The 12682-nt window shown below is 76.0% G+C and carries 13 protein-coding genes; 11 read left to right on the top strand and 2 right to left on the bottom strand.

The features are described 5' to 3' along the window. Positions 1–19: 19 nt before the first annotated feature. The 4 genes from ppsA to BM142_RS10235 are packed head-to-tail and all read left to right on the top strand — an operon-like array spanning position 20 to position 3919. On the top strand, positions 20–2416 hold the full coding sequence (gene ppsA / locus BM142_RS10220) for a phosphoenolpyruvate synthase (RefSeq protein WP_092197008.1): 2397 nt from the start codon (positions 20–22) through the stop codon (positions 2414–2416). Then, positions 2413–2874, top strand: a complete 462-nt coding sequence (locus BM142_RS10225; RefSeq protein ID WP_092197011.1) for a hypothetical protein — start codon at positions 2413–2415, stop codon at positions 2872–2874. Before ppsA ends, BM142_RS10225 begins: the two co-directional genes overlap by 4 nt. A 4-nt stretch (positions 2875–2878) precedes the next feature. Then, a complete protein-coding gene (locus BM142_RS10230) occupies positions 2879–3097 on the top strand; it encodes a PLDc N-terminal domain-containing protein (RefSeq protein ID WP_092197014.1) in 219 nt (72 codons plus the stop codon). 36 nt (positions 3098–3133) lie between these two features. Further along, a complete protein-coding gene (locus BM142_RS10235; protein ID WP_217640662.1) occupies positions 3134–3919 on the top strand; it encodes a monooxygenase in 786 nt (261 codons plus the stop codon). On the opposite strand, the gene BM142_RS24155 is transcribed toward BM142_RS10235, so the two are convergent. Further along, positions 3830–4330, bottom strand: coding sequence for a type 2 periplasmic-binding domain-containing protein (locus BM142_RS24155; RefSeq protein ID WP_139228833.1), 501 nt, complete (start codon positions 4328–4330; stop codon positions 3830–3832). The genes BM142_RS10235 and BM142_RS24155 overlap by 90 nt on opposite strands. A gap of 167 nt (positions 4331–4497) precedes the next feature. On the opposite strand from BM142_RS24155, the gene BM142_RS10245 reads away from it, so the two are divergent. Genes BM142_RS10245 through BM142_RS10270 form a run of 6 tightly spaced genes read left to right on the top strand, consistent with a single transcriptional unit; the run spans position 4498 to position 10328 of the window. Beyond that, a complete protein-coding gene (locus BM142_RS10245; protein ID WP_092197020.1) occupies positions 4498–5409 on the top strand; it encodes a hypothetical protein in 912 nt (303 codons plus the stop codon). Then, positions 5402–6205: a DUF6544 family protein gene (locus tag BM142_RS10250; protein WP_139228834.1), complete on the top strand. Its 804-nt coding sequence runs from the start codon at positions 5402–5404 to the stop codon at positions 6203–6205. Before BM142_RS10245 ends, BM142_RS10250 begins: the two co-directional genes overlap by 8 nt. 43 nt (positions 6206–6248) lie before the next feature. Beyond that, positions 6249–7292, top strand: a complete 1044-nt coding sequence (locus tag BM142_RS10255) for a uroporphyrinogen decarboxylase family protein (RefSeq protein ID WP_092197026.1) — start codon at positions 6249–6251, stop codon at positions 7290–7292. Further along, complete coding sequence (locus BM142_RS10260) at positions 7292–7558, top strand: hypothetical protein (protein ID WP_092197029.1); 267 nt, start codon at positions 7292–7294, stop codon at positions 7556–7558. Before BM142_RS10255 ends, BM142_RS10260 begins: the two co-directional genes overlap by 1 nt. Positions 7559–7595: 37 nt before the next feature. Further along, complete coding sequence (locus tag BM142_RS10265; protein WP_092197032.1) at positions 7596–9056, top strand: protein adenylyltransferase SelO; 1461 nt, start codon at positions 7596–7598, stop codon at positions 9054–9056. 3 nt (positions 9057–9059) lie between these two features. Further along, positions 9060–10328, top strand: coding sequence for an FAD-binding protein (locus tag BM142_RS10270; protein WP_092197036.1), 1269 nt, complete (start codon positions 9060–9062; stop codon positions 10326–10328). Between the two features lie 27 nt (positions 10329–10355). Here BM142_RS10270 and BM142_RS10275 read toward each other — a convergent pair whose 3' ends face one another. Continuing rightward, positions 10356–12008, bottom strand: a complete 1653-nt coding sequence (locus BM142_RS10275; RefSeq protein WP_092197039.1) for a bifunctional 3'-5' exonuclease/DNA polymerase — start codon at positions 12006–12008, stop codon at positions 10356–10358. 66 nt (positions 12009–12074) lie between these two features. On the opposite strand from BM142_RS10275, the gene BM142_RS10280 reads away from it, so the two are divergent. Then, positions 12075–12380 (top strand): hypothetical protein, encoded by a 306-nt coding sequence (locus tag BM142_RS10280; RefSeq protein ID WP_092197151.1) that lies wholly within the window; start codon positions 12075–12077, stop codon positions 12378–12380. Positions 12381–12682 lie beyond the last annotated feature (302 nt).

Here is a 12682-nt window from a genome sequence, read left to right on the forward strand (position 1 = left end):
ACCCGACCGAGGAGCACCGATGACCGACACCACCACGCGGCCCACCCCGAGCCCCCGCTCCCCGGCCCTGGACAGCGACGCGTCGCCGCCCGGCGCCCCCGAGTACGTCGCCCGGCTGGACGGTCTGGGAACGGCGGACGTCGACCGGGCGGGCGGCAAGGGGGCCAACCTCGGCGAGATGGCCGGCGCCGGCTTCCCGGTGCCCGGTGGCTTCGTCGTCCTGGCCGCGTCGTTCCGGCGCGCGCTCGACCCCGTGCGCGCCGCGGTCGTCGAGCTGAACGAGGCGGCCCTCGCCGCGGCACGGGAGCGGGCCTCCGGCGCGACGGAGGACCGGCTCGCCACCGCCTGCCAGCGGCTGCAGGCGAGCATCCGTCAGGCGGGCATGCCCGCCGACGTCGCCGAGGGCATCCGCGCGGAGTACGCGCTGCTGGGCCCGGACGCCGCTGTCGCGGTGCGCTCGTCGGCCGTGGGCGAGGACAGCGCCGACACCTCCTACGCCGGGATGAACGCCACCTTCACCAACGTCCGAGGCGCGGAGCCGCTCCTCGACGCCGTGACCGAGTGCTGGGCGTCGGCGTTCACCCCGCGGGTCGTCGCCTACCGGGCCGAGCACGGCAAGGACGACCTCCCCGACATCGCCGTCGTCGTCCAGCTGATGGCCCCGGCGGAGAAGGCCGGCGTCGCGTTCACCGCCGACCCGGTCAGCGGGCGGCGCGACCGGGTGATGGTGGAGGCCGCCTGGGGCCAGGGCGAGGTGGTCGTGAGCGGCCGGACGGAGCCCGACACGTACGTGCTCGACGCCGCCGGCCCGCGGCTGCTCGACGCGCACCGGGGCACCCAGAACCAGAAGATCGTGGCCGCCCCGGGCGGGGGCGACCGGGTCCTGCCGATCGGCGAGGGCGAGGCCGGACCGGTGCTCAGCCGGGAGGAGGCCGAGCGGATCGCGGCGCTGGTGCTGCGGGTCCAGGAGCACTACGGCTGCCCGCAGGACGTGGAGTGGGTCCTCACCGGCGGCACGCTGTCGCTCGTCCAGACGCGCCCCATCACCACCCTGCTCGCCGGCGGGGAGTCCGCACCTGCCGCAGCGGCGCCCGCCTCCGAGACGTCGGAGCCCCTGCTCCGCGGGCTGGCGGCCTCGCCGGGACGGGCCACAGGGCGGGTGCGGGTCCTGCACTCGCCGTCGGAAGGTGTCCGGATGGTCGACGGCGAGGTCCTGGTGGCTCCGCTCACCAATCCCGACTGGATGCCTGCGGTGCGCCGTGCCGCGGCCCTGGTCACCGACCACGGCGGCGTCACCTGCCACGCGGCCATCGTGGCCCGTGAGCTCGGCGTCCCGGCCGTCGTCGGGACGCGGAACGGGACCCGCACCCTGACCGACGGCGAGGAGGTGACCGTCGACGGCAACACCGGTCGGATCTGGGCCGGGCGCCGGGAGACCACCCCGGGGCCGGTCGCCACCGTCCAGGTCGGCGGGCCGGACACCGCTCCCGCGGCGGTCGAGACGATCGGCACCGGACTGCACGTCAACCTCGCCGACCCCGCCCAGGCGGACGCCGTCGCGGCGCTGCCGGTCGACGGCGTCGGGCTCCTCCGGGCCGAGCTGCTCCTGACCCGGGCACTGCGCGGCCGCCATCCCTCCTCCTTGATCGCTGCCGGGGACTCCGAGCAGGTCGTCACGGACCTGGCCGACTCGATCGGCACGATCGCCCGGGCCTTCTCCCCTCGACCGGTGACCTACCGGGCCGCGGACCTGCGGAGCAACGAGTTCCGCGGGCTGGCCGGCGGCGAGGACTTCGAGCCGGTCGAGGACAACCCGATGATCGGCTACCGCGGCTGCTACCGGTACGTCTCGGACCCGTCGTTCTTCCGGCTCGAGCTCGCCGCCCTGGCCCGGGTGCGGGAGGAGTTCCCCGGTGTGGGCCTGATGATCCCGTTCGTCCGCACGAAGTGGGAGCTGGAGGCCTGCCTGGCGCTGGTCGACGACTCGCCCCTCGGCCGGCAGCGCGGGCTGCGCCGCTGGGTGATGGCGGAGGTGCCCTCGGTGGCGCACTGGCTGCCGGAGTACATCGGGCTGGGCGTGGACGGGGTGTCCATCGGCAGCAACGACCTGACCCAGCTGGTGCTCGGGGTGGACCGCGACTCCGCCGACCTCGCCGAGCTGTTCGACGAGGCCGACCCGGCCGTGCTCGCCGTCATCGACCAGGTGATCGCCACCGCCCGCCGGATGGGCGTCCCGTCGTCGCTGTGCGGGCAGGCGCCGTCGCAGCGCCCGGCCTTCGTCGAGCACCTGGTCCGGGCCGGGATCACCTCGGTCTCCGTGGAGCCGGCGGCGGTCCCCGCGACCCGGCGAGCCCTGGCGGCCGCGGAGCGCAGCGTCCTGCTCGAGGCGGCCCGCGGGAACGGGCGGGCGGGGTGACCCGAACGGTTGCGCGGGCCCCCCGGGCCGCGCCGGTCCCCCGGGCCGCGCCGGTCCCCCGGGCCGCGCCGGTCCCCCGGGCCGTCCGGTTCGGCACCCGGGCGGCCGGCGTCTTCTTCGTCGCCTGCGCGGCCGGGAACGCCGTCGGGACGCTGCGCCACGCGACGCCCTTCCTGGAGTGGTGCCGCGACGGCGCGTGGCTCCCGCCCTATCGCGCGGTGCTGCGCCGCCTCGTGCCGGTGGCCCCGTGGGTGGTCGGCGGAACCGCCGTCGCGGAAGCGGGCGTGGCGACCCTGCTGCTGAGCCGGCGACACCAGGAGGCGGGCCTGTGGGCGGCCACCGTGTTCGTCGTCGGCATCAGCCCGGCGATCGCCCCGCCCTACTGGTTCGCCAACGTGCCCCAGGCCGTGCTCTACGCAGGCCTGGCACGCCGGTTCCGGGGAGGACACGGAGGATGAGCGCATGACGCGACGACGATGGAGCGACCTGACCGGGCGCCAGCAGACGGCCGTCCTCACGCTGGCCTCGGTCCAGCTGTCCCTCGCCGCGACGGCCTGGGCGGACCTGGCGACGCGGCCGGCCGCGCAGGTGAACGGCAGCAAGACCCGCTGGGCGCTCCTGATCGCGATCAACTTCTTCGGGCCCCTGGCCTACTTCCGCTGGGGCCGGCGCCCCTCCTGAGCCCCGGGGGCGCCCCGGTCCGGGAGCATCGCCGTCGTGATCGTCACCGTGCACCTCTGGGGCGTCCGGGGCGCCACCGTCCCGCGGGCGGTCTGGCACATGGCCGCCGACCGCAGGCGACTGTGGCGCACCCCGGGGCTGCGCTTCGCCAAGCTGCTGGGGACGGGCAGCGGCCGCACCTTCACACCGCTGGACGCCGATCCGCGGCGCTGGGGCCTCCTGGCCACCTGGGAGGAGGACGCCGCCGCAGCGGCCTTCGACGGGGGTGCCGTCGTGGGCGGATGGCGGCGATTCGCCGATGAGGAGTGGACGGCCCGGCTGCGCCCGCTCTCGGCCCGCGGCCGGTGGTCGGGGCAGGAACCCTTCGGCCGTCCCGCACCGGCCACCCACGAGGGCCCGGTCGCGGCGGTGACCCGGGCCCGCCTGGTGCTCCACCGGGCGGCGCGGTTCTGGGCGGCGGTCCCGCCCGTCTCGGCAGACCTCCACCGGGCACCGGGGCTGCGCCTGGCACTGGGCATCGGCGAGGCGCCGATCGGCCTGCAGGGCACCTTCAGCGTCTGGGACTCCTCGGCCGCGCTGAACCGGTTCGCCTACGACCGCGCCCCCCATGCGGCGGTCCTCGCGCGCACCGGGCGGGAGGGCTGGTACGCCGAGGAGCTCTTCGCCCGCTTCGCGGTGCTCTCGACGCGCGGCACCCTCGACGGCGTGGATCCCGTGCGCGTCGCCGGAGGATCAGCCGAGGATCGACTCCAGGGTGGTGGCGGCGAGCAGTCGGGCCCACCACGGGCGGCGGGCCGGCGCACCGGCCGGCGCCGCGGCTGACCGCTTCCTCCGCCAGCCGCGCTCCGCGGGGCGCACGGCCATGACGCCGCCCTTCATGCTCACCCAGCCGCCAGGTCCCATCGTCACCCGTGCCTTCGCGGCGCTCGGCCGGGCCGCGAGCCGCCGGGCGACGAGCACGCCGCCCACGACGAGCTCGGCGGTGGTGATCACCCTCGTCAGGTCGATCACCGGGTGCCACCGGACGCGGCCGTCCCGGACGACGAAGGCGCCCATCGGGCGGGCCCCGGCCATCCGGGCGTCGAACCCGTCAGCGCTGCCGTTCGTGGCCGTGTGACTGCGCGCGGCCGTGGCGGTGATGACCGCCGCCCCGTCCCGCTCGTAGGGCGGCGCGAAGGCCAGGACCTCAGCCCGTTGCCCTCCCGCCTCCGGGAACGGTGCTGTCTCGCGCATGGTGCCCCCCGGTTCCGCTCGACGTGGGCTTCCAGCGTCGCCGCAGAGCCCTCCGCCCCACCGGGGTCGGAGGTCCCTCGTCCGACGGCCCTCCGACCGGGGTCCTCGGGCTGGGGCCCGGCGATGCTGTTGTCCCCGACCGCAGCCCGACGACGAGGGAGGCACACGTGCGCGGGACACTGCACCGGCTACCCGGCCTGATCGCCGCGGTCTCGGCAGGTGTCGCCGCCGTGGGCCTGGCGTGGCGTCCGGCGGGGCGCCCGGTGCCGGTCGTGACCCCGCGCGGTCAGACCGCGCAGCTGGCCGGGGACGGCCTGTACCGGTACGACACCGTGTTCACCGCCGCCGGCAACACCGCGGTGGACGCGGTGGTGGCCGCGTTCGGCGTACCGCTGCTCGTCGCGGCCTGGGTGAGCCACCGCCGGGGGTCGCCGCGCGGCTCGGTGCTGCTCGCCGGAACGCTCGGCTACCTCCTCTACGTCTACGCCAGCTACGCGTTCGGGGTGGCCTACAACCCGCTGTACCTGGCCTACGTGACGCTGCTGTCGACGACGCTGTTCGGCTTCGTCGCCGCCCTGGCCGCGGTCGATCGCACCGCGCTGGCCGCCGTCGTCGCCGACCCGGACGTGCCGCACCGGACGCTCTGCCGGTTCCTGTTCGTCTCCGCGGCCGTGACCGCCGTCGTCTGGCTGCAGCCGGTGCTCACCGCGCTGCTGCGGAACACCACCCCCGACCTGCTCGACGTCTACACGACTCCGGTCACCTACACCCTCGACCTCGGCGTGGTCGCCCCCGCAGCCGCGCTCGCCGGGCTCCTGGTGCACCGGCGGGAGCCGCTCGGCTACCTGCTGGCGGCACCGCTGCTGGTGACCATCGTGCTGCTGCTGCCCACGATCACGCTGGGCACCGCGCTGCAGGCCGCGGCGGGGGTCTCCTTCACGGCGCCCCAGGTCGTCGGGCCGATCGCCGGCTTCGGGGTGCTCGGTGTGATCGGCGGGCGGCTGCTCGCCCGCCTGCTGCGCGCCCTCCCCGATGCGCGGCTCGCGGTCGCCGGCGCCGCCGGGCCCGCCGGTGCCTGAGCGCAGAGCGGCCGTCCGGCCGCCGAGGGCCTTCACCCGCACGATCGGGAACGCCCGGCTGCCGGCCGCGCCCGTCGGTACTGCATCGGTCACCGAGGCCGATCTCGCGGGGCTGCCCCCGGCGGCCGCCCGCTACCTGCGGGCGATGGGCGTCGTGGGCCGCCCGCGCACCTGGTCGCTCCGGGCGCACTTCACCGGCCGGTTCCGCCGCGGCCCGGACCAGCCCTGGATGCCGTGCGACGCCTGGCAGTACAACTCCGCGATCGAGGTGGCCCGCCTGTTCCGCATGCGGCTGGTGTTCGCCCGGGTCGTGCCCATGTGGGGATGGGACACCTACCGGTACGGCACCGGGCGGATGCTCGGCAAACTGCTCAACCTGGTGACCGTCGCCGACGGCTCCGGTCCGGAGTTCGACACCAGTGAGCTGGTCACCTGGTTGAACGACGCCGTCCTGCTGGCTCCCGGCATGCTCCTGACCCCGCGGGTCGCGTGGGAGCCGGCGGGCGACGACGGCTTCCGCGTCTCGGTGTCCGACGCCGGACGCACGGTGGGCGCCGACGTCGTGCTGGACGACGTCGGCAGGCCGCGGGACTTCCGCACCGACGACCGCTACGCCGACCTGCCCGGCGGGCTCGTCCGCGCCCCGTGGAGCACGCCGGTGCCGGCCTGGGACGTCGTCGACGGGCGTCCCCGCCCCACCGCCGGCGCGGCCGTCTGGCACCTCCCGGACGGCGAGTTCCGGTACGCCGAGCTGAGGCTCGCCGACCTGGCCCTCGACGTGCCCGCCGGACGCTGAGCCACCCGGATCGGCCCTCGGCGCGGCGCGCTACCTTGCGGGCATGCCCAGGCCGATGACGTCGCTGCCGCCGCTGCCCACGATGGTCGTCGGGAGCCTCCCCCAGCCCAACTGGCTGATCGATCGCGACCGGCTCGGCCACCAGTTCCCGCCGCGCGTGCGCGCCGCGGAGCTGTGGCGCGTCCCGGCGGAACTGCTGCGCGAAGCCCAGGACGACGCCACGCTGGTGGCCCTGCGCAGCCAGGAGGAGGCCGGGCTGGACGTCGTCACCGACGGCGAGATCCGCCGGGAGTCCTACTCCAACCACTTCGCCACCGCGCTCGAGGGCCTCGACCTCGACTCCCCGGGCACCGTGCGCAACCGCTCGGGCATCGACATCCCGGTGCCGCGGGTGACCGGTGTGATCCGCCGGCCGGCGCCGGTGCAGGCCGACGACGTCCGGTTCCTCCGCGGGCACACCGACCGCGCCGTCAAGATCACCGTCCCCGGGCCGTTCACCATGGCCCAGCAGGCGCAGAACGACCACTACGCCGACGACCGGGAGCTCGCGCTGGCCTACGCCGACGTCGTGCGCGAGGAGATCGCCGACCTGTTCGCCGCGGGGGCCGACATCGTGCAGATCGACGAGCCGTGGCTGCAGGCCCGCCCGGACGTCGCCCGGAAGTACGGGGCCGAGGCGGTGACGCGGGCGCTCACCGGCGCCGCCGGACCGGTGCACGTGCACCTCTGCTTCGGCTACGCCGCCATGGTGGCCGAGCGCCCGGAGGGCTACTCGTTCCTCCCGGAGCTGGCCGACACCCCGGCCGACGCGGTCTCGGTCGAGACGGCGCAGTCGCACCTGGACCCGGCGACGCTCCGGCCCCTGCGGGGGAAGGGCATCGCGCTGGGGGTACTCGACCTGTCGACGCCGGAGGTGGAGTCGCCGGGGACGATCGCCGACCGGGTGCGGCGGGCCCTCGACTCCGTCGACGTGGAGCACCTGATGCTCTCCAGCGACTGCGGGCTGAAGTACCTCCCCAGGGCGTCGGCGGCGGGCAAGATGCGCGCGCTGGCCGAGGCGGCCGCGATCCTCCGTGCCGAGCTCTGATGGCGAACCTGGAGTCGCTGCGCCGGTTCGGCATCGTGCTGGAGATGGCCGAGGCCGCCGGCGACGGCGACTGGGCCGCCTGGACCCGGGTGCTCGCCGCCCTGGACGAGGACACGCGGGCCGACGTCGTCCGTCAGTCGTCGCTGGTCATCGCGATGCTCTGCGAGCGGGAGGCCGAGCGGCGGGGCATCACCCGCGACCAGTTCCTCGCCCAGTTCCGGGCCGAGGCCATGGAGGGCTGGGCCGACCAGGAGGGCACCGGCTGAGCTGCCCGGTCGCCGCCGCCCTCGTAGCCTGGACGGGGTGAGCATCGCCCCGCCGTCCCCCGTCGCCCTGGACGACCGCTTCGCCCGCGAGCTGCCGGAACTGGCGCTCCCCTGGCGGGCGGAGCCGGCACCCGATCCGCGGCTGCTCGTCCTCGACGAGTCCCTGGCCGCCGAGCTGGGGCTGGACCCCGCATGGCTGCGCGGGACCGACGGGGTGCGGTTCCTGGTCGGCGATCTCGTCCCCGACGGCGCCACCCCGGTGGCCCAGGCCTACGCCGGGCACCAGTTCGGCGGGTACTCCCCCCGCCTCGGCGACGGCCGGGCGCTGCTGCTCGGCGAGCTCACCGCCGACGGGCAGCTGCGCGACCTGCACCTCAAGGGGTCGGGGCGCACCCCGTTCGCCCGCGGTGGCGACGGGCTGGCCGCCGTCGGCCCGATGCTGCGCGAGTACGTGCTCAGCCAGGCGATGCACGCCCTCGGCATCCCGACGACCCGCGCGCTGGCCGTGGTGGCGACCGGCCGCCCCGTCCGCCGCGAGACCCTGCTGCCCGGCGCCGTCCTCGCCCGGGTCGCGAGCAGCCACCTGCGGGTGGGGAGCTTCCAGTACGCCCGGGCGACCGGCGACGCCGACCTGCTGCGGCGCCTGGCCGACCACGCCATCGCCCGGCACCACCCGGCCGCCGCGGCCGCCGAGCAGCCCTACCTGGCCCTCTTCGAGGGGGTCGCCGCCGCCCAGGCGTCGCTGGTCGCCCGGTGGATGACGGTGGGGTTCGTGCACGGCGTCATGAACACCGACAACATGACGATCTCCGGGGAGACGATCGACTACGGGCCCTGCGCGTTCGTCGACGCCTACGACGCCGACGCGGTCTACAGCTCGATCGACTCCGGCGGGCGCTACCGCTACCGCAACCAGCCCCTGGCCGCCGAGTGGAACCTCGCGCGGTTCGCCGAGACGCTGCTCCCGCTGATCTCCGACGACCAGGACCGCGCGGTCGCGCTCGCCGTGGAGTCGCTGAGAACCTTCCGGCCGGCCTACGACGCCGCCTGGTCGGCCGGCATGCGGGCCAAGCTGGGGCTGCCCGAGGGCCTGGCCGACGACGTCGCCGCCCCGCTGGTCGATGACCTGCTCGCCCAGCTCCAGCTGGGCCACGTCGACCTGACCTCGTTCTTCCGCGCCCTCGGCCGGGCCGCGCGCGGCGAGGCCGAACCCGCGCGCAACCTGGTGCTCGACCTCGCCGCGTTCGACGGCTGGCTGCAGCGGTGGCTCGCGCTGGAGCCGGACGCCGCGGCGATGGACCGCGTCAACCCCGTCTACATCCCGCGCAACCACCTGGTCGAGGAGGCGCTCGACGCGGCCACCGGCGGGGACCTCGGCCCGCTCGGCCGGCTGCTCGACGCGGTGACCGCGCCGTACGACGAGCGGCCCGGCCTCGAGCGGTACGCCGCGCCGGCGCCGGCGGACTTCGGCGCCTACCGGACCTACTGCGGGACCTGAGCGATGACCGTGGGAACGAACTGGGCCGGCAACCACGTGTACCGGGCCGAACGGCTGCACCGGCCGACGTCCCTGGAGCAGGTGCAGGAGATCGTGTCGGCGGCGGAGCGCATCCGCGTCCTGGGCTCGCGGCACTCCTTCACCGACATCGCCGACTCCACCGAGCTGCTGTCGCTCGAGGCGGTGCAGAGCGCGGCCACCCCGCTCGCCGGGATCGAGGTCGACGCCGCGCACGGGACCGTCACCCTCGGCGGCGGCGTCCGCTACGGCGAGCTGGCCGACGTGCTCCGCGACGAGGGCGTGGCGCTGCACAATCTCGCCTCGCTCCCGCACATCTCCGTGGCGGGCGCCGTGGCGACGGCGACCCACGGCTCCGGCGTCGCCAACGGCAACCTGGCCACGGCCGTCGCGGCCCTGGAGATGGTGACGTCGGACGGGGAGATCGTCCGCGCGTCCCGCGGGGACGCGGACTTCGAGGGGATGGTCGTCGGCCTCGGCGCCCTCGGCGCGGTCACCCGGCTGACGCTCGACGTCGAGCCCGCGTACGAGGTGGAGCAGCGGGTGTACGAGCACCTGGCCTGGGACTCCCTCTCCGCGAACCTCGACGCGATCACCGCCGGCGGGTACAGCGTCAGCCTGTTCACCCTCTGGGGCGAGGACGTCGACCTGGTCTGGGTCAAGTCCCGGACCGGGCAGGGGGCGCCCCCCGAGGGAGACCTGTTCGGCGCCACGCCCGCCGCCGTGGACCGCAATCCCGTCATCGGTCTGGACCCGACACCGTGCAACCCGCAGCTCGGCCGGCCGGGCCTGTGGTCGGACCGGCTGCCGCACTTCCGCATGGGGTTCACGCCGAGCGCGGGCGACGAGCTGCAGTCGGAGTACCTGGTCGGCTCCGGAGACGCGGTGGCCGCGCTGGAGGCGGTGCGCTCGCTCGCGGGGCGGATCCGGCCCCTCCTGCTGACCTGCGAGATCCGGACGATCGCCGCCGACCGGCTGTGGATGAGCACGGCGTACGACCGGGCGAGCGTGGCCCTGCACTTCACCTGGAAGCCGGAGCCGGACGCGGTCGCCGGCGTCCTCGTCGCCCTCGAGGAGGCCCTGGCACCCTTCGGGGCGCGGCCGCACTGGGGCAAGGTGTTCCGCGCGGACGCGGGCACCATCGCCCCGCTGTACCCCCGGCATGCGGACTTCCTCCGGCTCGCCGCCCGGCTCGACCCGCGGGGTGCGTTCGGCAACGCCTGGTTCGAGCGGAACGTCGTGGGCCTCCGGTGACGCGGGCCAGCTCCCGGGGCGGCCTGCTCACCCGGCGTCCGCCCAGGAGCTGACCACCGCCACGTCGAGCGGGAAGTCGATGGGGAAGGCCCCGAAGAGCAGCCGGCCGGCCTCGGCCGCCGCGGCGCGCACCTCCTCGTCCACCGCGCCGGCCAGGTGTTCGGGGGTGTGCACCACCACCTCGTCGTGCAGGAAGAACACCAGGTGCGGGCGCTGCTCCAGCGGGCCCGTCCCGCCCAGCCGCCAGAGCCGGTTGCGCAGATCGGCCAGCCAGCACAGCGCCCACTCCGCACCGGTGCCCTGCACCACGAAGTTCCGGGTGAACCGGCCCCAGGCACGACGCCTCCGGTCGCGGTCCTCGGGCGACCCGGATGGGGTTCCCGGCTCCCCCGGCCCCTCCGGGTCACCGCCGCCCCCGCCCGGTGACGGCGAGCCCCGGCCGAGCAGGGTGCGCACCACCTCGCCGCGCTCACCGGCGCGGGCCGCCTCCTCGACCAGCCCGATGGCCCGGGGATAGCGGCGGGCCAGCCGGGGCATCATGCGCCCGCTCTCCCCCCGGGTGCCGCCGTACATCGCACCGAGGATGCCGAGCTTGGCCTCGGCCCGGGTGGCCACCGCCCCGCCGGTGACCATGCCCTGGTAGAGATCCCGCGACCGCGCCGCCTCCGCCATGGCGGCGTCCCCGCTCATGCCTGCGAGGACCCGGGGCTCGAGCTGGGCGACGTCGGCGACGACGAACCGCCAGCCCTCGTCCGCGACCGCCGCGGGCCGCACCTGCGCCGGGACGGAGAGGGCTCCCCCGCCGGTGGCCGCCCAGCGACCGGTCACGACGCCGCCGGGGAGGAAGACCGACCGGAACCGGCAGTCGCGGACCCAGGTGTCCAGCCAGTTCCAGCCGTTGGCCTGCAGCAGCCGGGACAGCTTCCGGTACTCCAGCAGCGGCGGGATGCCCGGGTGGTCGAGCTCCTGCAGCGTCCACGAGCGGGTGTCGGTCACCGGCAGCCCGGCGGCCCGGAGAGCCCGCAGCAGCTCGCCGGGCGAGTCCGGGTTGAGCGTGGGCGCGCGCAGGGCACCCCGGATCTGCGGCAGCAGCCGCTCGAGGGCCGCCGGCCGGTGCCCCGCCGGCGGGCGTGGACCCAGCAGCCCGGTCAGCAGACCGGCGTGCACGTCGGCCCGCCACGGCAGCCCCGCGTGCGTCATCTCCGCTGCCACCAGCGCACCCGAGGACTCGGCGGCCAGCAGCAGTCCGAGCCGCCCGGGGTCCGTCGCCGCCGTCATGGCCGCCCGCTGGCGGGCGTGCTCGGCCACCGGGTCGAGCCGGTCGGCCGGATCGTCCAGGGGGAACAGCGCCGCGTCGGGGGTGGTCACCGGGGCGAGTGCGTCCCACCCCGGGGTGTCGCCGCCGACGAGCAGGTCCTGGTCCACGAAGGGCGACCGACGGAGGACGGCGTGGGCCAGCCTCAGGTCCCAGCAGCGCTCCACCCGGACGCCGGACGCCAGCAGCGCCGGGTACCAGCGGGTGGTGTCGTCCCACACCCAGCGCACCGCGGTCCGCTCCCGCCCGCGGACGAAGGCGGGGAGCTCCTCCGCCGGCACCCGGGTAGCTCCGGTGGCACCACCCGCGTCCTCCCGTGCCTCCACCGCCCCACCACCACGGCGGACGAGGAGAACCCGGTGCACCCCCGCAGTCTCACCCGGGCGACCGACAGGTCTGCGCCGGCCCCGGCCGCGGGCGACACTGTCCGGGTGAGCGCCGCCCCGCCCCGGACGACGACCGCCTCCGGGATCGTGCGGCTGCTCAACACCGCCGGCGGCCGGGTGCTGGTCCTGGCCGGCGCGGTCGACGGCCCGGTGGTCGAGGAGTTCCTGCGCCGCTACGGCCGGGAGCCGGCCCGGATCGACGGCATCGACGCCGGCTCGGTGACCGCGTTCTCCGGTGCCGCCCTCGAGCTCCTGCGCGACCACCTCGACGCCGCGGCGCTGGCCGGCCGGCGCGTGCGGGTGCTGGGCTCCCCGCAGGTGGAGCTGCTCCGGGCCGCCGCGGCCGGCTGATCAGACGGTATGACCCGACCGATCCCGTGGGGAGCGGTTGCGGGTCGGGGCCTTCCACACCAGAAACGTGGGTTACCGGGGAGGAGCCCCTGCCCGGCCTATCCGACATGTGTGGGAGGCCCCGATGGGTGTGGAGCGTACGAGCGTCGGGCTGGACGTGCACGCACGATCGGTGTCCGCGGCGGCGATCGACGGCGTCACGGGCGAGTTGATCAAGAAGCGGCTGGTACCCACGACCGACACCGTGATCGAGTGGGTGCGTGGCCTGCCGGGTCCGGCGGCGGTCACCTACGAGGCCGGGC

This window comes from Blastococcus tunisiensis, from assembly GCF_900112815.1.
Classification (GTDB): domain Bacteria; phylum Actinomycetota; class Actinomycetes; order Mycobacteriales; family Geodermatophilaceae; genus Blastococcus_B; species Blastococcus_B tunisiensis.

Excerpts from the sequence above, each read along its gene's own strand:
- ppsA (WP_092197008.1), top strand. The coding sequence starts at position 20 with ATGACCGACACCACCACGCGGCCCACCCCGAGCCCCCGCTCCCCGGCC.
- BM142_RS10230 (WP_092197014.1), top strand. The coding sequence starts at position 2,879 with ATGACGCGACGACGATGGAGCGACCTGACCGGGCGCCAGCAGACGGCC.
- BM142_RS24155 (WP_139228833.1), bottom strand. The coding sequence starts at position 4,330 with ATGCGCGAGACAGCACCGTTCCCGGAGGCGGGAGGGCAACGGGCTGAG.
- BM142_RS10255 (WP_092197026.1), top strand. The coding sequence starts at position 6,249 with ATGCCCAGGCCGATGACGTCGCTGCCGCCGCTGCCCACGATGGTCGTC.
- BM142_RS10260 (WP_092197029.1), top strand. The coding sequence starts at position 7,292 with ATGGCGAACCTGGAGTCGCTGCGCCGGTTCGGCATCGTGCTGGAGATG.
- BM142_RS10270 (WP_092197036.1), top strand. The coding sequence starts at position 9,060 with ATGACCGTGGGAACGAACTGGGCCGGCAACCACGTGTACCGGGCCGAA.